Annotated in this window: 23 protein-coding genes and 1 other annotated feature; of the genes, 3 read left to right on the forward strand and 20 right to left on the reverse strand. The window is 53.3% G+C overall.

Annotation, left to right across the window (positions count from 1 at the left end):
* Position 1 precedes the first annotated feature (1 nt).
* Together PCH01S_RS14600 and PCH01S_RS14605 are read right to left on the reverse strand one after the other, a co-directional pair.
* Positions 2-1,291 (reverse strand): homoserine dehydrogenase, encoded by a 1,290-nt coding sequence (locus PCH01S_RS14600; protein WP_042230445.1) that lies wholly within the window; start codon positions 1,289-1,291, stop codon positions 2-4.
* 102 nt (positions 1,292-1,393) lie between these two features.
* Positions 1,394-1,867 (reverse strand): ACT domain-containing protein, encoded by a 474-nt coding sequence (locus PCH01S_RS14605; RefSeq protein WP_009675461.1) that lies wholly within the window; start codon positions 1,865-1,867, stop codon positions 1,394-1,396.
* 393 nt (positions 1,868-2,260) lie between these two features.
* On the opposite strand from PCH01S_RS14605, the gene PCH01S_RS14610 reads away from it, so the two are divergent.
* The gene (locus PCH01S_RS14610) at positions 2,261-2,767 is read left to right on the forward strand and encodes an NUDIX domain-containing protein (RefSeq protein ID WP_042230447.1); all 507 of its coding nucleotides are present in this window, start codon (positions 2,261-2,263) and stop codon (positions 2,765-2,767) included.
* A 29-nt stretch (positions 2,768-2,796) separates the two neighbouring features.
* On the forward strand, positions 2,797-4,167 hold the full coding sequence (locus tag PCH01S_RS14615; RefSeq protein WP_042230450.1) for an aldehyde dehydrogenase: 1,371 nt from the start codon (positions 2,797-2,799) through the stop codon (positions 4,165-4,167).
* A 99-nt stretch (positions 4,168-4,266) separates the two neighbouring features.
* On the opposite strand, the gene obgE is transcribed toward PCH01S_RS14615, so the two are convergent.
* The 18 genes from obgE to PCH01S_RS14710 form a co-directional block, all read right to left on the reverse strand.
* Positions 4,267-5,574 (reverse strand): GTPase ObgE, encoded by a 1,308-nt coding sequence (obgE, locus tag PCH01S_RS14620; protein WP_042230451.1) that lies wholly within the window; start codon positions 5,572-5,574, stop codon positions 4,267-4,269.
* A 5-nt stretch (positions 5,575-5,579) separates the two neighbouring features.
* Positions 5,580-6,353, reverse strand: a complete 774-nt coding sequence (locus PCH01S_RS29330) for a Spo0B domain-containing protein (protein WP_053228717.1) — start codon at positions 6,351-6,353, stop codon at positions 5,580-5,582.
* Between the two features lie 168 nt (positions 6,354-6,521).
* Positions 6,522-6,833, reverse strand: a complete 312-nt coding sequence (gene rpmA / locus PCH01S_RS14630) for a 50S ribosomal protein L27 (RefSeq protein ID WP_009675465.1) — start codon at positions 6,831-6,833, stop codon at positions 6,522-6,524.
* Positions 6,834-6,837: 4 nt separating this feature from the next.
* Positions 6,838-7,185, reverse strand: a complete 348-nt coding sequence (locus tag PCH01S_RS14635; RefSeq protein ID WP_009675459.1) for a ribosomal-processing cysteine protease Prp — start codon at positions 7,183-7,185, stop codon at positions 6,838-6,840.
* Positions 7,186-7,196: 11 nt separating this feature from the next.
* A complete protein-coding gene (gene rplU, locus PCH01S_RS14640; protein ID WP_009675460.1) occupies positions 7,197-7,508 on the reverse strand; it encodes a 50S ribosomal protein L21 in 312 nt (103 codons plus the stop codon).
* 13 nt (positions 7,509-7,521) lie between these two features.
* Positions 7,522-7,615: a sequence feature (ribosomal protein L21 leader region), on the reverse strand.
* Between the two features lie 410 nt (positions 7,616-8,025).
* Positions 8,026-9,189, reverse strand: coding sequence for an Rne/Rng family ribonuclease (locus tag PCH01S_RS14645; RefSeq protein WP_042230452.1), 1,164 nt, complete (start codon positions 9,187-9,189; stop codon positions 8,026-8,028).
* Positions 9,190-9,331: 142 nt separating this feature from the next.
* Positions 9,332-10,198, reverse strand: coding sequence for a M50 family metallopeptidase (locus PCH01S_RS14650; protein WP_042230695.1), 867 nt, complete (start codon positions 10,196-10,198; stop codon positions 9,332-9,334).
* Between the two features lies 1 nt (position 10,199).
* The gene (locus PCH01S_RS14655) at positions 10,200-11,135 is read right to left on the reverse strand and encodes a M23 family metallopeptidase (RefSeq protein ID WP_042230453.1); all 936 of its coding nucleotides are present in this window, start codon (positions 11,133-11,135) and stop codon (positions 10,200-10,202) included.
* A 96-nt stretch (positions 11,136-11,231) separates the two neighbouring features.
* Entirely contained in the window at positions 11,232-12,386 is a 1,155-nt protein-coding gene (locus PCH01S_RS14660) for an FtsW/RodA/SpoVE family cell cycle protein (RefSeq protein ID WP_042230456.1), read from the reverse strand.
* Positions 12,387-12,393: 7 nt separating this feature from the next.
* Complete coding sequence (minD, locus tag PCH01S_RS14665; RefSeq protein ID WP_009672982.1) at positions 12,394-13,188, reverse strand: septum site-determining protein MinD; 795 nt, start codon at positions 13,186-13,188, stop codon at positions 12,394-12,396.
* Positions 13,189-13,251: 63 nt separating this feature from the next.
* Positions 13,252-13,920: a septum site-determining protein MinC gene (locus PCH01S_RS14670; RefSeq protein ID WP_241688727.1), complete on the reverse strand. Its 669-nt coding sequence runs from the start codon at positions 13,918-13,920 to the stop codon at positions 13,252-13,254.
* 54 nt (positions 13,921-13,974) lie between these two features.
* Entirely contained in the window at positions 13,975-14,502 is a 528-nt protein-coding gene (gene mreD, locus PCH01S_RS14675; protein WP_042230461.1) for a rod shape-determining protein MreD, read from the reverse strand.
* A 2-nt stretch (positions 14,503-14,504) separates the two neighbouring features.
* Complete coding sequence (gene mreC / locus PCH01S_RS14680; RefSeq protein ID WP_042230697.1) at positions 14,505-15,383, reverse strand: rod shape-determining protein MreC; 879 nt, start codon at positions 15,381-15,383, stop codon at positions 14,505-14,507.
* Positions 15,384-15,416: 33 nt separating this feature from the next.
* Positions 15,417-16,448: a rod shape-determining protein gene (locus PCH01S_RS14685; RefSeq protein ID WP_042230463.1), complete on the reverse strand. Its 1,032-nt coding sequence runs from the start codon at positions 16,446-16,448 to the stop codon at positions 15,417-15,419.
* A gap of 149 nt (positions 16,449-16,597) precedes the next feature.
* The gene (radC, locus tag PCH01S_RS14690; RefSeq protein ID WP_042230465.1) at positions 16,598-17,287 is read right to left on the reverse strand and encodes a RadC family protein; all 690 of its coding nucleotides are present in this window, start codon (positions 17,285-17,287) and stop codon (positions 16,598-16,600) included.
* A gap of 852 nt (positions 17,288-18,139) precedes the next feature.
* The gene (locus PCH01S_RS14700) at positions 18,140-18,595 is read right to left on the reverse strand and encodes an RrF2 family transcriptional regulator (protein WP_042230469.1); all 456 of its coding nucleotides are present in this window, start codon (positions 18,593-18,595) and stop codon (positions 18,140-18,142) included.
* A gap of 86 nt (positions 18,596-18,681) precedes the next feature.
* Complete coding sequence (locus tag PCH01S_RS14705; protein WP_042230470.1) at positions 18,682-19,308, reverse strand: Maf family protein; 627 nt, start codon at positions 19,306-19,308, stop codon at positions 18,682-18,684.
* Positions 19,309-19,360: 52 nt separating this feature from the next.
* On the reverse strand, positions 19,361-19,603 hold the full coding sequence (locus PCH01S_RS14710; RefSeq protein WP_009672966.1) for a DUF4321 domain-containing protein: 243 nt from the start codon (positions 19,601-19,603) through the stop codon (positions 19,361-19,363).
* A 149-nt stretch (positions 19,604-19,752) separates the two neighbouring features.
* Between PCH01S_RS14710 and PCH01S_RS14715 the strand changes: the two genes are divergently transcribed.
* Positions 19,753-20,961 (forward strand): N-acetylmuramoyl-L-alanine amidase, encoded by a 1,209-nt coding sequence (locus tag PCH01S_RS14715; protein ID WP_042230472.1) that lies wholly within the window; start codon positions 19,753-19,755, stop codon positions 20,959-20,961.
* The last annotated feature ends 24 nt before the right edge of the window (positions 20,962-20,985 follow it).

Below are 20,985 nucleotides of genomic sequence, written 5' to 3' on the forward strand. Positions count from 1 at the left end.
TTTAGCCTTCGACGCGGTAAACGCTCTGGATCGTCTGGATGACATCCAGGCTTTCGAATTCGGCCAGAACTTTATTCATGCCGGCCTGGCTGGCGTCGTGGGTAATGATAATGATTTCCGCTTTCGGATTATGCTCGTTCGGATGCTGAAACACGGACTCCAGACTGACTTCGTGCCTGGCGAAAATTTGCGTGATTTGCGCAAGAACGCCCGCTTTGTCCTCGACATGGAGTAGCACGAAATATTTCGAAGAAATCTGCTCGTCCGTTTTCAATTTTTTCTCCAAGTAAGGCGCCGTGCTGTGCTGGCCGTTTACACCCAGGTTCAGGTTGCGCACGACAGCCACGAGATCCGCCACGACGGAAGTCGCCGTCGGCATTTCACCGGCGCCCGGCCCGTAGAACATCGTCTCGCCCACGGCTTCGCCGTACACGTACACGGCATTGAACACGCCGTTGACGGAAGCGAGCGGATGCGACGTTTTGACCATCGTCGGCTCGACCGACACGGAGATGTGCTCGTCATGCTTTTCCGCAATGCCCAGAAGCTTCACTTCGTAGCCGAGCTTTTTGCCGTACTGGATGTCTTCTTTGCTGACCTTGGAGATCCCTTTGACCTTCACGTCGGCCAGCGCCACTTCCGAATGGAAGCCCAGTGTGGAGAGAATGGTCATTTTACGGGCGGCGTCCAGCCCTTCCACGTCGGAAGTCGGATCGGCCTCGGCATAGCCCAGCATTTGCGCTTCTTTAAGCACGTCCGCATAGGCGGCGCCTTCCTGGCTCATTTTGGTCAGGATATAGTTGGTCGTTCCGTTGACGATCCCCATGATTTTCGTAATCCGGTCCGAAGAGAAGCCCTCCACCAGCGTACGAATAATCGGGATTCCCCCGGCCACGCTTGCTTCATAGAATACATCGCAGCCTTTTTCGGCGGCTTTGGCAAGAATCTCGGGACCGTGCATCGCCATCAGATCCTTGTTCGCGGTCACAATATGCTTTCCTTGCTCCAGCGCTTCCAGAATATACGCTTTCGTTTCCTGAACGCCGCCCATCACTTCGACGACAACGTCGATTTCAGGGTTGCGGATAATATCCCAAGGCTGGTCGGTAAGTTTATCGCGGTCGACGGAAACGGAGCGCAGCTTGCTCAAATCCTGCACCAGCACCTTCTCCACTACGATGGCGGAGCCCGTCTGCTTCTCGAGATCTTCCCGGTGGCCTTCCACAATCCGGACAACGCCCGTTCCGACGGTTCCGAGTCCCAGCAAGCCGATTTTAATAGGTTTTTTCATAGTCACAATTCCTCCCGTATACATGCTGTTCTTTTTCTGTTCCTTGAGTTTGTACCTTTCCGGTTTGTAGCCGGGTTGCCCTTCCCAGGGCCTCGCTTTGCATTAAATCGAGCTTCCCTGTCCGATCACGGCGGCTTTTTTGACCCCGTCTTGCGATTCCAGCAATTGAACCAGCTCTTTCGCTTTATCGCCCATCAGAGACGTTTCCACGGAAATGACCACGTTCGCCATTCCCTGGAGCGGAATACTTTGATTGATCGTCAGCACATTTCCTTCCTGTCCGGCAATAAGCGCCAGCACCCGGGACAAAATGCCCGAGCGGTGCTCCAAATTCATGGAGATGGTGACAATGCGCTCTTTATCCAGCTTGTTCAGGGGAAATACGCCGTCTTTGTACTTATAAAATGCGCTCCGGCTCAGCCCTACCTGCTCAACCGCCTCGTGGATCGTTTTTACTTCTCCCCGGGCCAGCAGTTCTTTGGCCTGCACCGTTTTCAGAATGCCTTCGGGCAAAATCTGCTCGTTTACGAGATAAAAGCCGGACTCGCTCCAACCGGCGGCCTGTTTAGGTTCCATCACAGAAAGTCCGTCCTTTCCAGAAAGACGTTTGTTCTTATATAGAGGACATTATACTTCAACTCTACAAATTTCGGCAATAGGAAAATGGCATCCTTCCTTTTTGCCCTGCTGTTTACTCTGCCTTTTGCGGGAAAAAAGAACAGGAATCTTCGCAGTGCGCTTCGATCCGACCCGATCCGTGACCGCTGATTTTATCAAGTCCGGCCGCTCTAACCCTTGTCCAAACCGTAAAATTTCAGGCGTCTTTCTTTTTATCGGTTTTTTTCTGTCTTCCGTTTGAAAAACAAGCGCTTCTCAAATACGGTAGGCGTTAAATTGCTTTCCGGGCAGGGGTTTGCTTGTCCTTCTTCCCCTATGATAAGCTGAAAATCAGCAAGGAGGCGACCCGTTTTGATCACGTTGCGATTAATATCCGCGGCTCTATTGTTCAACGCCCGAGGCGAACTGCTTATGATGAAACGATCCATGAAAAGGACGCTCTCGCCCGGTATGTGGGCAGCCGTAGGCGGCCATCTGGAAAGCTTTGAAATGGCCCGCCCCCGGGCAGCCTGCCTGCGTGAAATCGAGGAAGAAACCGGAATACGCGAGGACGAAATTCCGGGACTCCGTTTGCAGTACATTCTAATAAGGTTAAAAGATCAAGATATCCGGCAGCAGTTTATTTATGTCGGACACACGGATGTTTCTCCCCGAATCCGGACCTCCGAGGGCGATCTGCACTGGATTCCCCGCACCGAGATCCTGAACCGGGAGCTTCCGTTTATTTTCCGCTATGCGCTTGAGCATTATTTGTCTAACGGAGATACTACCCATACATGGATCGGAACGGCTGTTCCAGGCTCTTCCGGTATTCCCGAAGTGAGCTGGACTGCGCTCCAAGATCCCGAAAAAACCTAAGTCAGCAGACCCGGAAAGGACGAAGCCCCTTGAATCGGATACACGCGCTTCTCGACAAGCAGAGAAACTTTTTCGCGACAGGTGCGACCAAACCGCTGAACTACCGCACGGAACAGCTCCGCCGGTTAAAAGCCATGATCCGGGAACATGAGGAAGCGATTATGGAAGCGCTGAGGCTTGATCTTGGAAAATCCGACTTTGAAGCGTTCGCTACGGAAATCGGCATTCTGCTTGAAGAAATCAACCATGTGCTTAAATATCTCAAGCGCTGGAGCAAGCCGCGGCGGGTTAAAACGCCTCTTACGCATATCGGATCGCAAAGCCGCATTTACGCGGAGCCTTACGGCATTGCGCTTCTCATCTCGCCGTGGAACTATCCGTTCCAGTTGGCAATATCGCCCCTGATCGGAGCCATGTCCGCAGGAAACTGCGCGGTCCTGAAGCCCTCCGAGCTTGCGTCGCATACTTCCGCCCTGCTCGCCCGGCTTCTCGGTCAGACCTTCGACGAAGCGTATGTGGCCGTTATCGAAGGCGGCGTCGAAACGAGCAATGCCCTGCTCGCGGAGAAATTCGATACGATTTTTTTCACGGGGAGCGTCGGGGTCGGACGGATCGTCATGGAAGCGGCCGCCAAACATCTGACTCCCGTCACGCTGGAGCTGGGCGGCAAAAGCCCCTGCATCGTACATGCAGACGCCAACATCAAGCACGCGGCCAAGCGCATCGTGTGGGGCAAAACGCTGAATGCGGGACAAACCTGCATCGCTCCGGATTACTTATACGTTCACGAAAGCGTCAAGGACGAGCTGTTGAAGCGGATGAAGGAAACGGTCGACGCCTTCTACGGCGATCCGCTCGCGGACGGCAGCCCGTACCCGAACATCATCAATGACCGCCATTACAACCGGCTTAAGAGCCTGATGGAAGCCGGACAGCTGGTATACGGCGGAAGAACGGACGAGCGGTCTCTTAAGATCGAGCCCGCTTTTATTAGTGAAGTCGGCTGGGAGGACCCGGTTATGCAGGAGGAAATTTTCGGTCCGCTTCTTCCGGTCCTCACCTACCGCAATCTGGAGGACGTGATCCGGGAAGTAAACGCCCGCCCGAAGCCGCTCGCCCTGTATGCTTTCTCCGAAAGCGAAGAAATCCAGCAGAGGATCATCCACTCGATTTCGTTCGGCGGAGGCTGCATCAACGATACGATCCTCCATATCGCAACCCCGTATCTCCCTTTCGGAGGCGTCGGGAACAGCGGGATGGGCGGGTATCACGGCAAAGCGAGCTTCGATGCGTTCACTCACCGTAAAAGCGTGATGAAGCAGACAAGCCGCTTCGACCTGCCATTCCGCTATCCGAACGCCAAAAACGCTTTGAAAAGATTAAGAAGCGTTTATAAATAAGTCTTTGTCCGGCATGGAGAATTATCGTTGTCCGACCGCCGGTTCTGCTTTAAACAACACGCCAAAAACCCCCTTGCCGGCAGGCATGGGGGTTTTCCATTAAGATTTTTCTACGAATTCGAATTCGTAATCGTTCAGACGGATCGTCTGTCCGTCGACTGCGCCCCGTTCGCGGAGCGCCTTGTCGATACCCATATTCCGCAGAATCCGGGCAAAGCGAAGCACGCCTTCTTCCGTGGTAAAGTTGGTCCGTTTCATCAGCTTCTCGATGCTCGGGCTCTCTACAACGAAAACATCGTTCTCGCGGCGAATAACGAAATCGTTGTCATATTCGTTCTTTTTCTCCATCCGGTACACTTTGCGCTCCTCGACTTCCTGCACTTCTTCAAGAAGCGGAGCATCGGGAATCGCGTCCAGCATATCGGCCACGCGATACAAGAGCGGTTGAATGCCTCCCTTGGTGACGGCCGAGATGGGGAAGATTTCAATGGACTTGCCGTCTTCCTCCATCTGTTTGCGGAAAGCGGCCAAGTTTTCTTCGGCCTCCGGAATGTCCATCTTGTTCGCGACTATCACCTGAGGACGTTCTTCCAGCTTGGCGTTGTAGAGCTTGATTTCCTCATTGATCTTCTTCCAGTCCTCATACGGGTCGCGGCCCTCGGTGCCTGCCATATCGACCACGTGCACGATGATGCGCGTCCGCTCGACGTGACGCAGAAACTCGTGACCGAGACCGATGCCTTGGCTGGCGCCTTCAATGAGGCCCGGCAGGTCGGCCATGACGAAGCTTCGGCCTTCGCCGAGATCGACGACGCCCAGGTTCGGCGTAATCGTCGTAAAGTGGTAGGCGCCGATCTTCGGAGTCGCCGCCGACACGACGGATAGCAGCGTCGACTTGCCCACGCTCGGGAATCCGACGAGGCCCACGTCGGCCATCACTTTCAGCTCGAGTACGACCCAGCGTTCCTGGCCTTCCTCACCGTTCTCCGCGATTTCCGGAGCGGTATTCTTCGCCGTGGCGAAGCGCATATTGCCGCGTCCGCCGCGTCCGCCCTTCGCAACGACCACTTCCTGCTGATGACGCGTCAGGTCGGCAACAATCTCGCCGGTGTCGTCGTCAATGACCAGCGTGCCGGGCGGAACGCGAACGACCATATCGTCGGCGTTGGCTCCGTGCTGGCATTTGTTGCGGCCTTTCTCGCCGCGCTTGGCTTTGAAGTGCTTCTGGTAACGGAAATCGACCAGCGTCCGGAGTCCTTCGTCTACGCGGAAGATCACATCGCCGCCATCACCTCCGTCACCGCCGCCAGGGCCGCCTTCGGGTACATATTTCTCGCGGCGGAACGCGACAAGACCGTCGCCTCCGTCGCCGCCTTTTACATAAATCTTCGCTTTATCTACAAACATGTGCATCACACCTCAACTGATGTCCGGTAAGGCAGCCGCAGGGCGAGGGCCGCCTCCTGTTCCTGATAGTCATTCTGTTCCACAACCGCAGCCAAGGTACGGCCTGTCCCCGACTCCAATGCGAGCGACAAAGCCTCTTCCAGTAGGCCCCGGTTATACGGTCCCTGATATACAAAATCGAGCAGCAGCGAACCTTCTTCGGGAACGAGCTGCATACTGAGCATGCCGCCTTCTTCATTTTCTCCCGCTGACGCTTGTTTGAAACCTTCGATAAGCTCGGGAATCAACTTGCAGACGGCGTCGCCGTCCAGCGCCAGCTTGCGGATGTTGACCTCCTGGTCAAGCTCGACCTCCAGCTTCATGTGCCTGCCTTCCGCTTTCGCGGTGAGCAAAAACACGATCAGACCCGGATCGCCCAGCTTGGCCATAAAGCTCTCATGCTGGAGCTTTCCCATCACACCGGCAACCACCCCGTGAAGATGATCGTATTTCTTCAATTGAATATATCCAAGAAGCACCTGGATATCGTTCATCCAATCGTGACGAAGATGATTGATCGTCAGAAGCATCTCCTGTTGAGCGAGCCGCTGAATCCGTGCACGCTCTTCTTCCGCTTCCTTAAGCTTCATCCGGTGCCGAATGTACAGAACCGCTGCAAAACATGCGGCAGTTACGATCCCCGCGGCCAGACGAAGCCCTACCGTCAAAGGCGCGGCAGCCAGCATTATCAAACCGAGCAGACCCAGCAAGGCTGCCGGTATCCACAACCTGTTCCCCATGTACGCATACGCTCCGTTTCCGACTTCCCATTAGCACATTATACCATTTCCGGTCCCAAAACGCATCCGCGCATAAATGGCCGCTGGCTCCGGTCGGATGCCTCTAAAAAGCAAGAAAGCCCCAGCAAACATAACGTCGCCAGGGCTGTACATGCATGAATTTTTAACTTATGCTTCTACAGTAGCCGCTACTGGAGCGGTTTCTACCGGGTAGACGCTAACTTTCTTGCGCTCACGACCCCAACGCTCGAACTTAACAACGCCTTCCACTTTAGCAAACAGAGTGTCATCGGAACCGATGCCCACATTGTTGCCCGGGTGAATTTTCGTTCCGCGCTGACGCACGAGAATGCTGCCTGCGGTAACGGTTTGACCGTCTGCACGCTTAACGCCAAGGCGCTTTGCAATGCTGTCACGACCGTTCTTTGTGGAACCTACACCCTTCTTGGATGCGAACAGCTGAAGATCCAATTTCAACATGGTGTCAACCTCCTTCATTATAGGCTGTATGAATTGCTATATAGTCACTGTAGGAACTTGCAATAGTATGAAGCATCACGATCATAGACTCGATGATCAGCTGAACCTGAGCCATCTGTGCCGGTTCCGAATCAAGAGGAAGGATAACGTCAAGCCAGCCTTTCTCCATCTCTGTACCCGGTACAACTCCGGTTAGCGCTTCGATCGAATTGACCGTCCCGACCGTAATGGCCGATACCGCGGCGCAGACAAGGTCTTTGCCGGGAACGTCGAATTCCGCATGGCCTTCGACCTGGTACGCTTCTATCGTCGGGTCTTGTTCAGACCGTCTGGAAACCGTAACGTGGATCATCTGATGGCCTCTTAAGCTTCGATTTTCTCGATTACGACTTTCGTGTACGGTTGACGATGACCTTGCTTACGACGGTAGTTCTTTTTCGCCTTGTACTTGTAAACGATGATTTTGCGTCCTTTGCCTTGTTTCTCGACTTTGCCAGAAACTTTAGCACCTTCTACGACTGGAGCTCCTACTTGAAGACCGTTGTCGCCAGAAACAACCAGAACACGGTCAAAAGTGACCACATCGCCTGCGCCGGCTTCCAACTTCTCGATGTAAAGAACATCGCCTTGTTGTACTTTGTATTGCTTGCCGCCTGTTTCAATAATTGCGTACATTTCGTTGCACCTCCTCATGTCTCAGACTCGCCAATATCCAGGTGACGTTCAGCGGCAGAGCCTCTGCCCGTGCTTCACAAACCCGATCCGTGCGGTTACAGCGCATGCCTAAAGCAACGCACTCATAGTAGTATAGCAAAAGGGTTCGTCCTTTGCAACGTTTTATTCAACAGTTCCGGACGGCGATGCTCTCCTCTTATTTTTCTGACCGATTATGTCCCTGATCGGCAAAGTCTTGAAATACCGTGCTCGATGCCGAAAGCTTGGACCGCACGTAAAACAAACCGGACGGCGAAAGTTTCCCGCTGTCCGGTTTTTATCCGTGCCTGTGCCGCATGCCGTGCCGATTACCGAATCAATCCGGTTTAAGAGAGCCGGATAGCAGCCGATGTCATGCTAATGGCTTAACGTTTGATGCTATTGCTTGGTTGTACACAGTTCTTGTACACCGTGCAAAATTCAGGCTCCGGCAGCGGGTATGGCGCCAGACACGCCAGAGGATTCATGCTGCGGATTCCTACTTGCGTTTGCGCGTTATTTCCAGCAGGCCGAGCTTCGTCCAGCCGAGGAGTATCGTTTTGGAGCGGTCCTTCTTGACCGCCTCCGCCATGCACTCCAGCACGCGGTCGCGGTGCGCGGACTGCTCCATGTCGATGAAATCGACAATGATGATGCCGCGCAAATTGCGCAGCCTCAGCAGCCGTGGAATCTCGGCGGCCGCTTCCATGTTCGTGCGGAACACGGTCTGCTCCAGGGACGAAGTCCCTGTGAACCTTCCCGTGTTCACATCAATGACCGTCAGCGCCTCCGTCGGGTCGATGACGAGATAGCCTCCGCTCGGCAGCCACATTTTGCGGCGCTGCGAGCGGGAAAGCTCTTCGGCGATGCCGAACCGCTCGAAGAGCGGTGTATCGCCGCCGTCCAGGCGGACGCGCGCCGCAAGCTCCGGGCTGCGCTGCCGCAGCAGCCCCTGCAGCTCCGCGTGTACGGCTTCGTCGTCCACCCAGATCTCGAGCACGTCCTCCGTGATCACATCCCGCGCAAGGCGCGGGAGCAGCTCGAGATCCTGGTAGATGCAGGCCGGCGCCGCACCGGCCTCCGCCCTCTGCTCGATCACCGTCCATAGCTCGCGGAGATCGAGCAGGTCGCGGCGCAGCTCCTCTTCGCTGCGCCCCTCGGACACCGTGCGGAGGATGAGTCCCTCTTCTCCGCAGCGTAGGTTGTCCGCCACCTGCTTCAGGCGGACTTTCTCTTCTTCCGCTTCGATTTTGCGGGAGACGGCCGTGTACCCCGCTCCGGGCATGTACACCAGCCAACGGCCCGGAATGGAATAATGGGTCGTAACACGCGCCCCTTTGGACCCTTCCGGTTCTTTGACAACCTGAACAAGCACCCGCTGGCCCGGCTGAAGAAGATCCCCGATAGGCGGTTTCGTCTTAGGCTGCTTCTGCATGTTGACAGGCAGCACGTCATCTATGTATAAAAAAGCGTTCTTATCCAATCCGATATCTACAAATGCCGCCTGCATGCCAGGCAGTACGTTTACGACACGGCCGATGTAAATGCTTCCGGCACGCTGCGTCTCGCTAGGATGCTGAGCCTCGTGTTCCACGAGCTTGCGATCTTCGAGCAGAGCCGCCTGAAGCGAAGCCGCCTCGCAGCTTACGATCAGTTGTTTCATGGCGTTCACCCCACCATTATTGTACATGAAGGAGCGAAGTTTCGCACTTTACTGAATAAAAGCGGGAAAGCGAGCCGGACACCGAAACCCCGCACATCAGGGTGAAAAAGTTAGGAAACGGCAGGCTGATCCGTTTTCCCCTTCAAGGAAGCAGCTCGGAAACCGTACACGAACGGTTTTTGTGCGTCAAATAAGTATCGACCACCTGCTGCTCCGGGAGGATGCCTTCGATCGTTCCCCGGCTGCCCATCACGTAGACGGGATGATATTTTTCACGCATAAAAAGCTTCACCACTTCTCCGACCTTCCGCTGCCTTGCGACCGCAATGGGCCTTGCTTGCGTTCCCTTCTGCATGAGGCGCTCCGTATTCGCTTCGCGGTTCATCAAAAACCGGAGAAAATAAAAAGGCAGGTGCCTGCGGCTCACCCAATTTTGATAGAGAAGAAACAAGCCGACGATAAGGACGTTCATGTGAATCTGTCCCGTCCCTCCCGGCCAAATGGCGATGACGGTCATCATCAACCCGAGTACGATAGACACCCAGACTGTGCACACCAAGGTGCGCTGGTAAGGCAAGCCCATGCTGAGCAGCCCCTGCAGCAGTTTTCCCCCGTCAAGCGGCAAAATGGGCAGCAGATTAAACAAGGCGATAACCGCATTGATTTCGATAAAATAGGACCACCATTCCGGGTCTCCCGCTTCGAGGAAGCGGCAGAGGAAGCCGAGGGCGATCAGCCAGAGATGCTGGAGCGGTCCCGCGAGCGCAACGATCATTTCTTCCCGCAGAGGAACGGATGCCAGCTCGTCGACGACAAGTACGCCTCCGAACGGCAGCAGGCGAACCTCCCGCACCCTCCAGCCGAAAGCGGCCGCGGCTCCGAAATGACCGAGCTCATGGAGAAAAACAATGCCAAACAACGTGGCCGATTCCAAAAAATGTCCGGTCGCCAGTGAAAGCAGCATCACCATTGTAAAAAGGGGATGAAAGCGGAAACGTACCTGCAGCATGTTATTCAAACGGGATCACACCCGCCGGATCCACGTAGCGGCTTTCCTTTTGGACGGCAAAATAGAGAAGCCCTTTGTCGCTCTTGCTGTCTCTGGACACTTGACCGATCGCTTCGCCTCCTTTGATCCAGTCGTTGACCTCGACGCGGGACTGCTCGATCTGCCCGTACTCGGACTGCAGGCCACCCGGATGGCGGATGATGATCGTGTAACCTGTCTCGTCTTTGGGACCCGCAAAGGTGACTTGTCCCGCATCAAGTGCGTACACGGGGGTATGAGGCTCGGCCGCCACGCTTACGAAGGGCTTGTCAGCCGTGTAGGTCTCGTGGATTTTTCCTTTCAAGGGGACAAAATAGGAGCGTTTCTGGGCATCCGCTTTTACAGCCGGATTTTCTTCGTCCGAATGAAAAGCCGGAATAAAGGAAGGCGCCCCGGCAAACGTTTTCTGATACCAGGCCGCCAGCTGCTGAAAATCGAGCGGCTCACGGAGGGCCGTCGTGACAATCCCTTTCCCTCGTTCGATCAAGGGATGCTGAAGCTGAAACATGCCCCAGATAAGACCGAACAGCATGGCGCTGGCGACCAGCTGCCGCAGAAACCGGATACGGTAAGGAATACGAGGGTGATATCCGCCTCCGTCTCCATCTCCCGGATCCGTAGCGCCGGATCTCCGGGCATAGTAAGCGGCGGGAAGCTGAAGCTCGCGCTGCATTTTTTGCTTCCATACATATTCGGGGTCGTTCCATCTGTCGTCAAACTCTTGATCCCGGCGGGATAAAGGCAGAATGTCAGGCGCCGGTTCCACCTCCGAAGACGGATTCCCAAAGGGCAAAAGTTCGCTTGACTGCCGGTGCCGAGGAGTTTTACCCGAGGGGCTTTCCTGCAGCTTCCTGATTTTTTCCAGTCTGCGCTGGCGCACGTTATGCTTGTTCTCCATGACTTTACCTCCTATGAGGCGGGGCTTGTTTACTACAGCATATGAGCGGCTTGTACGAAATATGAGCATACAAATAAACAGGCCTCACAGGCCTGTTTATTTATCGTCTTCTATGGCAATATCGTGGATTTTAACGCTCAGCACCATTCCGATACAGAGCATGTTGATTAACAAGGAACTTCCTCCGTAACTGATAAACGGAAGCGTGATACCGGTCAAAGGCATCAAACCTATCAACATACCAATATTCTCAAATATCTGGAACACATACATGGCTACAACACCGACTACCAGATAAGAGCCGCTTCGATTTCTGCTTTGAATGGCGATCAGAATCATCCTATAGATGAGGAAAAAGTAAAGCATCAGGAGAACGGCAGCTCCCCGGAAGCCGAATTCCTCGCCCACCACTACAAAAATCGAATCCGAATAAGCGTAAGGGATAAAGTTGGAGTGGATGGAGCTTCCGTTCAAGTAACCTTCACCCGTCAGCCCGCCCGAACCGATAGCGCGAAGCGAGTTTTCCATCTGGTAACGTTCATCCCGGCTTGCTTGCATAGGGTCCAAAAATGTATTGATCCTTTGGAACCAATGGTCTTTAAAATGAAAGTGTTCAACCAGATACCCACTGATTTCTTTGGGGTACATCGAATAAAAGTAGAAAAAAGCAAACAGCCCTCCGCCGAACACAATTAAAGCAAATAATGCGTGGGAATACTTGATATTCCCGATCCAGACCATACCAATCAGGATTCCGATAAGAATAATGGCGTTTCCTAAGTCAGGCTGGATAAAAACCAAACCGAAAGGAAGAAGCGTGATAAGCCCCAGAGGAACCATATCCTGCAAAAGTCTGAGATCTTCTCCCCTTCGTTTATGAAGCCACGCCGCCAAAGCAATAATCAGAGCAACTTTAATTAACTCCGCAGGCTGAAACGAGAATCCGCCCGGCAGTTGAAACCAACCGCTTGCTCCGTTGATTTTCTGATTGAATTTCAAAACGACTACAAGAAGGATGACACTAATCGCATACGGATAAACAGCAAATCGGACAAGAAACCGATAATCCAGAAAACTAGCTCCCATCAAGGCGATCAAAGCAATCAAATAGCTAATGATCAACTTGCTCCAGCTCACCGAAATTGTGGGATCGTCAATATCCGCGCTGTAAACAAGAAGAGAACTAATGGCCATAAATACCATCAGCAAAAAAATGATGGTCAAATCTAATTTTTTTAATTTGGCAAGCATATCGCACTCATCCTAATTTAAAAAACTTTTTCAATTTAGCCAGCATACCCGGCTTTTCGTCAAGCGGCATAAGCGGGACCGATTCACCAAGTATGCGTCGTGCGACATTGCGGTATGCGATAGCTGCCCGTGAAGTCGGATTCATCACGGTCGGTTCGCCGGAATTTGCCGCCTTAATGACATGCTCGTCATCCGGCACGATTCCAAGAAGGTCGATGGCCAGTACGGAGCAGATCTCGTCGATATCAAGCATTTCGCCTTTTTTAACCATGTTCTGGCGAATACGGTTAATAATCAGTTTCGGAGCATGGATTTTCTCGTTCTCCAGCAGGCCGATAATCCGATCCGCATCCCGGACGGCCGCATTCTCGGGGGTCGTGACGACAATCGCTTTGTCGGCTCCGGCCACCGCATTACGGAAGCCCTGCTCGATTCCGGCAGGGCAGTCGATGATGACGAAATCGAAATCTTTTTTCAATTCCAGCACGATATCCTTTACGCTCTCCGGGGAAACGGCATGCTTGTCTTTGGTTTGTGCGGCCGGAAGCAGATACAGTTCTTCGAACCTCTTGTCCTTGATCAGCGCTTGAGGAAGCCTGCAGCGCCCTTCCACAACGTCAACCAGGTCATAAATGATCCGGTTCTCCAGCCCCATAACCACATCCAGGTTGCGCAGTCCGATGTCGGTATCGACCATACATACTTTCTTGCCCTGCAGAGCGAGTGCTGTCCCCACATTGGCCGACGTGGTCGTTTTGCCGACGCCGCCTTTTCCGGAAGTGATAACGATTGCCTCTCCCATGGTATTCACTCCTCAGCGTTACGATAATTGCGTGCTGCCGGCTTGCAAAAGACCATCCGGCTATTAAGCAAGCACCATACGGTGCAGTCCGTTCAATTTATCAATTTCCATACGCCCGTCTTTGATATAGGCGTATTCCATAAAAGCCTCCTGGAATCCCCATTCATCCGGAGGCCGGCTGATTATGCCGGCAATGCGCAATTGAGTCGGACGCATATGGGATGCCGCAACGATCGCAGCCTCGTCCCCGTCCACACCCGCATGTGCCATTCCCCGCAAGGAACCCATGATGTAGATGCTGCCGGTGCACAGTATAGTGCCTCCGGGATTAACATCCCCCATGTACAGCAGATTGCCTTCATGGCTCAGTGTCTGTCCCGACCGGACCATGCCTTTAAGCATGGTAATGGGAGCAGCCGTTCCGACAAGCGGTTCCGGTTCATCGGATTCAATGGACTGAATGAGCAGGTTGCCCTTCTGTCCGATGATGGCGCGGATTTCTTCCTTCTCCTCGTCACTGACGCTGCGCTTACCGAGTCTGACTTGAACACGCACGATAGGTCCGGTCAGAATGCGGTCGTGAGTGCTCTCCACCTTGTGCCGCAGTTCTTCCAGGACAGTCGCAAGCTCGCATGAATCGTCGAGAAGAAAGTTCAGGCCGTCTTTGACTCCTTTTATAATCACATGATGTTTACCTGCCGTCGCCATAAACGTTCCAACCTCCCACCCCATACAATTCGGCCTGCTGTCCGGGTTTTCCTGCCGGGTGAAAAAGAACGGTCAAAATTAATGTTTCGCTCTAGATCCTTGGCCTTGGAGGGCTTCCATAAGCTTGCGCATCGGAATGTATACCGCGAGGGCGAACAACATGTTGAACAACACGCTCGGCAGCATAATATGGGTAAACGCAAACTGAAAATTCACCGTTACGATGTTAAATAAACGGTTGATTCCGAATTTGATAATCTCGAAAATAAGAACGCCGACTCCCATCGTCATCAAGGTAGTGAAAATAAGGTTCGTCTGCCTGCGAGGAAGAAGCCCCGCGACGTAGCCGACCAGTCCGAATCCGAAGGAGTAGACGCCGAGTATGTGTCCGAAATAGACGAAATCGTGAAGCAGCCCGAAACCGAGGCCATACAGCAGTGCAGAATGCCGGTTTAAATAAAGTCCGATATACAAAATAATGATCAGCATGAAATTGGAAGAGATCCGGACGCTTTGCTGCCAGGAATCCGGAATCAGCCAATGAATGAGCGATCCTTCCAATATGAGCAGCGAGAACAGAATGAGCCAGAGCGAGTTGCGTACCATGGCTATTTCACCTCGGGTATTTCGATGATAAAGACTTCCCGGATATGTCTGAAATCAGCGAAAGGTTTGATCAACGCTTTCTGGGTAATCCCGAAATCCCCGGGCTCGCGGGAAACGACCGTTCCTACCGGAATACCGCTTGGGAATACTTTGCCGATATCGGAGGTAATGACGGTGTCGCCGACCGCAAGCTTGTCGTTCTGATCGACTTTGTTCATCACGAGCAGGCCCTTTTCCTTGTCGTACGACTCAATGATCCCGTAAGACCCTTGGCCTTCGGCGGATTTGTACTCCTTGCCTTTGACGGTTGCGGAAATAGCGGGCGCCTTGTTGTTGGTATCGCTCAAATCCGTAAGAAGCTGCACATTGGAGGTGAATTCCGTTACGGTGAGCACCCGGCCGAGAAGACCGTCCACGTTAATAACGGCCATATTGGGCTTGATGCCGTCTTTCTCGCCCAGATTTACGGTGATGGTCCCGTTATAAGGGTCGGGACTTGCCGCAATCACGTCAGCAATCCGGTATTTATAATTGGACACTTGTTTCTGGCGCTCCGTGAACTCCAAAGCTTCTTTATACCGTTTGTTCTGATCTTCAAGCGCGTTCAGCTGCTGGGTAGCGAGTGCGTAGTCGGTCAGTCTTTTTTTCAAGATCTGATTCTCGTCATAGATGGTTTTAAGCTTGCCGACGTCCTCAAAGAAGCCCGCCACGCCCGCCGCGGGTCTGTAAAATACGCTCTGCGTCCAAGCGATCGAATCTTTCAGAAATTTTTCCGGCCAGTAAAATTTCGTCCGTCCGCTAAGCGTAAGTCCCATCAGAATGAAAAAACAGATGAGACCCACAAGCAGAACCATCAGCCTCTTGTTCCCCATGAATTTCAACAATTCAACACCTTCTCCGTCGGCACAGTCAGACTAGCGTCTGTATTTGGCGCCGGATTTGGCACCTTTGAACAGATGGATGTGATCCAGGGCGCGGCCGGTCCCGATGGCTACACAATCAAGCGGATTATCCGCCACGATAACCGGCATCCCGGTTTCGCCTGCAAGCAGTTTATCGAGATTGCGAAGCAGGGCTCCCCCGCCCGTCAGCACGATACCGCGATCCATAATGTCGGCGGCCAGCTCGGGAGGACATTTCTCCAGCGTTACTTTAACCGCGTCGATAATGGCGTTCACAGTGTCGGTCAACGCATCCGTAATTTCGTCGGAAGTGACGGAAATCGTCTTCGGCAGACCTGTCACGAGGTCTCGGCCGCGGATTTCGAGAAACTCTGGCTGTTCCATTGGCAGGGCGGAGCCCACTTCCATTTTCAGCGTTTCCGCCGTGCGCTCGCCGATCATCAGGTTGTAGGTGCGCTTGATGTACTGAGTGATGGCTTCGTCCATCTCATCGCCCGCGATGCGGATGGAGCGGCTCGTCACGATTCCTCCGAGAGAAATAACGGCCACTTCGGTCGTACCGCCGCCGATGTCCACAACCATGCTTCCCGTCGGTTCCCAGACGGGTAGATCCGCGCCGATTGCGGCCGCGAACGGCTCCTCGATCGTATAAGCGTCACGTGCGCCGGCCTGCTTGGTCGCGTCTTCCACGGCGCGCTTCTCAACCGCCGTAATGCCGGAAGGTACGCAGACCATGACATTCGGATGGCGCTGGAACATGAAACGATCCTTCTGCGCCTGACGTAAGAAATAACGGATCATCGTGGCGGTCGTTTCGAAATCCGCGATTACGCCGTCTTTCATGGGACGAATGGCACGGATGTTGCCCGGCGTACGTCCGATCATTTTCTTCGCGTTGTCGCCGACGGCCTCAATGGTTTTCGTATCCGTGCGGATGGCAACTACCGACGGCTCCCTCACGATAATTCCTTTGCCCTTCAAATACACCAATGTATTGGCAGTACCCAAATCGATACCTAAATCCTTTGTAAAACCTCCGAACATAATAAAACGGCTCCTTCCCAAAATCCATCTTCTGTCTGATTAACTGCTTAAATGGCAGCAAAAAAATACCGACGGTTTATTGTTTCGTCATAGTTTTCGTAGTCATTGTCGAAATTAGGGGTCTTTCCACGAACATAATCTTTATTATATTACATATGACCATGCTCCTTCAAACTGACATAGCGGTCATCCCCGATGACAATATGATCGAGTACTTCGATCCCTATGATATCACCGGCCTCTGTCAGCCTGTGCGTAAGTTCAATGTCCTGTGGACTAGGCGTTGGATCCCCGCTGGGGTGGTTATGTACACAAACGATGGAGGCGCTGCTGCGCTGAATCGCGGCGCGGAAAACTTCGCGCGGATGCACAATGGAGGCGTTCAAACTTCCGATGGACAGCGTTTCGCGTCCGATGATGTGGTTTTTCGTATTGAGGAACAAACAAACGAAGTGTTCTTTCTGCAAATAGCGCAGTTCGTCCTTAAGCAGATCGAAAACATCAAACGGAGAGCGCACCGTCGTGATTTCTTCCGTGCGGGTCCGGGAAATTCGTCTTCCGAGCTCAATTCCGGCCATAATCTGGAGCGCCTTGGCGTCGCCTATTCCCTTGATTCGGACAAGTTCTTCCCGGCTGGCTTCCACTAGCCCCCGGAGTCCTCCCGTATCGGAAAGAATCCGCTGTGCGAGCGCCAAAGCAGACTCGGAATAGGTTCCCGTACGAACCAGGATAGCCAGCAGTTCGGCACTGCTGAGCGATGAAGCCCCGAGCTGCATCATTCTTTCGCGGGGTCTCTCTTCCGGTGGAATTTCACGCAAGGTGACAATTGATGATATCATATATTCCCCTCTTCCGGTATGTTCTTAAGCCAATTTCCAACATTTCCTTTAAAACGGGTGCCGAACGTCCGAAAAACGCTGTCTGCCGGGCTTTTGCCGTCTTCATTCGGCCGCTGTGAAGGCTGGTTTTAACTGGAGCATCCCCAAACAACAGAAGCGGGGTGACCAGAACGGAAATGCCTGTGAAAATCGACAGAGATCATTCGCTTATACCTATGCGGTCATCCTATAAAACCGCACAAAACCATACAAAGGTCAGAGGGGCTGTTAAATAGGACGATTCAGGTCCTAAAAAAGTCTGCACACCTCGACAAAAAATACAAAGGATCACTCAGAGGTAAATATTCTAACGGCGGGTTCTTGTTCTGAAGATGGACTTAGAGGGATTTTTCTAACAGCAGGATTAAAAAGCCGATGTGCTAGGGGAGGCGGCAGCAAAGGAAAGAACGGATCGGAAAACAAGATGCGTCAGCGGAGAAGGAAAATTAAAACGGAATGCGGGAGAGACAAACAGCAATAAACTCGCGAAGAAGAGAAGGTAATGGAAGGTAAAAAACCAAGGGCGCAGGGGCCCGAAAGCGGAAAGATAGCGAAGTGCATGGAAGGGGAAAATCAAGCTTAGCCATTCAACCGACTCGGCGAATGAGAAAACGGCAAGGAAAGCAACGTCCTCCAGGACCCAAGAAGACAGGCGGACGGACCGGCAAAACGTCTCCCTGACGGAGAAATCGCGCCTTGTGAAAGCTGAGTCCGCGCCGCCCCGCAGCACCGGGTGTCTTTCCTCATGATGTATCGTTGCAATAAAGCGGGCGCCTGCATGTCCTTGAACACTTAGCGAAGGCTGACGCCGCTTCAGGAAATCAGATTCTTCTCGGCATCGGCGGCTTTCTTCTCCGTCTCGTTCAAGGTGCGGAGCATGCTGCCGATCGTCACGCCTTTCAAATATTGAATCATATTCTGTTCGGCTCCATCCAACATGTTGTCCATTACATTCTGCATGTTCGCAGAAACAAGACAATCATTTCCCTGGTCGCCCGAACACCAGTTCGGTTTGAGGGTGCCGAGCGAAGTTAGCTGATAAATGTCGCCGAGCGTAATCTCATCCGGGTCGTGATTAAGAATAAATCCGCCCCCGCATCCTTCCTTGGTGCGAACAAATCCGGCTTTGCGCAGACAGCCCATAATTTTGCGGATGCGCGCGGAATGGGTGCAAACGTTGGAAGCAATATCATCGCTCGAAGCCATGTGTTCCGGCAAATGGGCAAGAAGCACCAGACTGTGCACGGCAATCGTAAATTCGCTGTTCATGACATAGCCCTCCTTTCTCCTGATGTTCTCTCTATTGTAACAGAATCGGTTCTTAATGAAAACGGTTCAGGGCCGGGTGCATCTACTTAGATGACACGGATGCCGAAAGGCTCGAGCATCTCGCTCAGAAGAGACACCGGAAGACCGACGACATTGAAATAGTCCCCTTCTATTCCCTCGATCAAGGTGGCCCCGATTCCCTGAATCGCGTATGCCCCCGCCTTATCCGAAGGCTCGCCCGTCCCGATGTACCGGAGAATCCGCTGCTCGTCCATCGCTTTCATCGTGACTTTCGTCCGGCGGTGGCTCACCGAAACATTCCTGCGGTCCGCGCTTAGGCAGGCGACTCCGCTGAATACCTCGTGAGTTTGGCCCTGCAAAGCGGACAGCATGCGAAGAGCGTCCCGCTCGTCTCTGGGCTTGCCCAGCACTTCCCCGCCCAGGACCACAATCGTGTCGGACCCGATGACGACGGTTCTATCCGGCGCGTACGAAACTGGTAAAGAGACCGATACGGCCTCCGCTTTGCGCACGGCAAGCGTCTCGACGATCTCCCGGGGGCTCAGGCTCTCCTCCACGGTTTCATCTGCATCACTGGAAATAATTTCAAAATTCAGCCCCATCCCTTTCAGCAGCTCCTGCCGTCTGGGCGATGAGGATGCGAGAATCAGTTTAATGCCCTGCTCATAGGGCGCGCTGCCCGATTGGCTCATAGCGGTATGCCTCCACTTTTTTCTTAGAAATTTACTTTCTTCTTCTCACGGGCTATACCTTGCGGTACAGCCAGAAAGCGGCCGCGAGGCCTATAATGCTGCACAAATTCAGTTTAATCTGCAAAAGGATATCATACTGGATGACCTGCAGGTCCGCTTTGGGCTGCCAGACGATATCCGTCGTTTTGGTCAGGAACGCCAGTGCTTTGACCGGTGCTAGCAGTTGTCCCACAATGATGCCGACGACAAGACCGATCACTAAAAACAGAACGAGGGTGAAGCCGTTTTTCTTCATCCGTTATCCTCTCTCTTCCCTTGTTTCTCCCTTATTATACGAAGCGGCGCGTTTGGCATCAATCCGAAAAAACAACAAATTGTAACATATTTCCGGCTTACTAACCTGGAAAGTCCCTGTACAATTGGAAACGGGAGGGGAAAAACAGGATGAAAAAAACTACAAAATTAGCAGGGCTGACCCTCGCGCTTCTGCTGGTCTTTCCTTACGAGGCGATGGCCTACAAGGTTGTCGTCGATCCCGGTCACGGCGGGAAAGATCCGGGAGCCGTCGGTGTAAACGGTCTCAATGAAAAAACGGTCAACCTCGACGTTTCTTTGAAGCTCCGCGACGAGCTCAAGAAAAAGGGCGTTGATGTCGTGATGACCCGGTCGGACGACCGTTATTTGTCCCTTGACGAGCGAGTTCAATTTACAAATGCCCAGAACGCGGACGTTTTCGTATCCGTGCATGCCAATTCAAATCCGAGCTCGGCCGCGAACGGATCGCAGGTGCTGTATTACGACAGCCGCTATCCCCAGGACGATTATCCCGCCAGTCCTGAAATGGAAGCCCTTACACCTTCCAGCAGGCTGCTGGCTCAAAAGGTGTTAAGCTCCGTCCTGTCACAAACCGGATTGAAGGATCAAGGTCTGGTGCCAAGCGCGGTTTATGTCGTCCGCAAAGGAAAAATTCCGAGCATCCTTGTCGAAACCGGCTTTTTGAGCAATAAAAAAGAAGCGGATTTGCTCGCCGATCCGGCGTTCCGCACCAAAATGGCAAAAGCGATCGCAGACGGTGTCGTTTCTTATCAGCCGCCGGTTTTCCCGGATACGGCCGGGCACTGGGCACGCGAAGCCATCCTGCGCATCAAAGACAAAGGCTGGATGGAAGGCATCGGAAACAATTTCGAGCCTAACCGGGCGCTGACACGCGCGGAATTCGTAACCGTGATGGACCGCGTCTTCGGTTTCGACGGCCTGCTCGGGACGGTAAATTCTTCACCCGCACCCGCTTTCGGCGATTTGAAATCCACCCAGTGGTCCTATCCGGTGATGACAAAAGCCGTCCGCCTCGGACTACTCGACGGATACGCGGATCAAACCGTACGACCGAACCAGGCGATCACTCGCGGTGAAGTATCCGCTATTCTTCAGCGGCTTCGCGAAATGAAAGGCACGCCGACTTTAACGCCGCCGGCCGGGCAGGACGTTTTCTCCGACGTTCCCGCTTCCATGTGGTGCGCCGGCGCCGTCTATACACTGACGAAGGCCGGTATCGTCGACGGGACAAGCCCGACGGAATTTAAACCGAACCGTTACATAACCCGGGCGGAGATTGCCGTCATGATGGACCGCTACTCCAAGCTTCAGCCCTAAAAACCAACACGGCCTGCGAATTCG

This window comes from Paenibacillus chitinolyticus NBRC 15660 (assembly GCF_000739915.1).
Classification (GTDB): domain Bacteria; phylum Bacillota; class Bacilli; order Paenibacillales; family NBRC-103111; genus Paenibacillus_F; species Paenibacillus_F chitinolyticus.

Bases quoted from the DNA above. Each gene is read 5' to 3' on its own strand.
- mreD (WP_042230461.1), bottom strand. From the start codon at position 14,502: ATGGTACGCAACTCGCTCTGGCTCATTCTGTTCTCGCTGCTCATATTG.
- PCH01S_RS14605 (WP_009675461.1), bottom strand. From the start codon at position 1,867: ATGGAACCTAAACAGGCCGCCGGTTGGAGCGAGTCCGGCTTTTATCTC.
- PCH01S_RS14635 (WP_009675459.1), bottom strand. From the start codon at position 7,185: ATGATCCACGTTACGGTTTCCAGACGGTCTGAACAAGACCCGACGATA.
- PCH01S_RS14645 (WP_042230452.1), bottom strand. From the start codon at position 9,189: ATGAAACAACTGATCGTAAGCTGCGAGGCGGCTTCGCTTCAGGCGGCT.
- radC (WP_042230465.1), bottom strand. From the start codon at position 17,287: ATGATATCATCAATTGTCACCTTGCGTGAAATTCCACCGGAAGAGAGA.
- PCH01S_RS14710 (WP_009672966.1), bottom strand. From the start codon at position 19,603: ATGAAGAAAAACGGCTTCACCCTCGTTCTGTTTTTAGTGATCGGTCTT.
- PCH01S_RS29330 (WP_053228717.1), bottom strand. From the start codon at position 6,353: ATGGGGAACAGGTTGTGGATACCGGCAGCCTTGCTGGGTCTGCTCGGT.
- PCH01S_RS14685 (WP_042230463.1), bottom strand. From the start codon at position 16,448: ATGTTCGGAGGTTTTACAAAGGATTTAGGTATCGATTTGGGTACTGCC.
- rpmA (WP_009675465.1), bottom strand. From the start codon at position 6,833: ATGTTGAAATTGGATCTTCAGCTGTTCGCATCCAAGAAGGGTGTAGGT.
- PCH01S_RS14650 (WP_042230695.1), bottom strand. From the start codon at position 10,198: ATGCTGCAGGTACGTTTCCGCTTTCATCCCCTTTTTACAATGGTGATG.
- PCH01S_RS14700 (WP_042230469.1), bottom strand. From the start codon at position 18,595: ATGAACAGCGAATTTACGATTGCCGTGCACAGTCTGGTGCTTCTTGCC.
- obgE (WP_042230451.1), bottom strand. From the start codon at position 5,574: ATGTTTGTAGATAAAGCGAAGATTTATGTAAAAGGCGGCGACGGAGGC.
- PCH01S_RS14600 (WP_042230445.1), bottom strand. From the start codon at position 1,291: ATGAAAAAACCTATTAAAATCGGCTTGCTGGGACTCGGAACCGTCGGA.
- PCH01S_RS14715 (WP_042230472.1), top strand. From the start codon at position 19,753: ATGAAAAAAACTACAAAATTAGCAGGGCTGACCCTCGCGCTTCTGCTG.
- PCH01S_RS14660 (WP_042230456.1), bottom strand. From the start codon at position 12,386: ATGCTTGCCAAATTAAAAAAATTAGATTTGACCATCATTTTTTTGCTG.
- minD (WP_009672982.1), bottom strand. From the start codon at position 13,188: ATGGGAGAGGCAATCGTTATCACTTCCGGAAAAGGCGGCGTCGGCAAA.
- PCH01S_RS14705 (WP_042230470.1), bottom strand. From the start codon at position 19,308: ATGAGCCAATCGGGCAGCGCGCCCTATGAGCAGGGCATTAAACTGATT.
- PCH01S_RS14670 (WP_241688727.1), bottom strand. From the start codon at position 13,920: ATGGGGTGGGAGGTTGGAACGTTTATGGCGACGGCAGGTAAACATCAT.
- PCH01S_RS14655 (WP_042230453.1), bottom strand. From the start codon at position 11,135: ATGGAGAACAAGCATAACGTGCGCCAGCGCAGACTGGAAAAAATCAGG.
- rplU (WP_009675460.1), bottom strand. From the start codon at position 7,508: ATGTACGCAATTATTGAAACAGGCGGCAAGCAATACAAAGTACAACAA.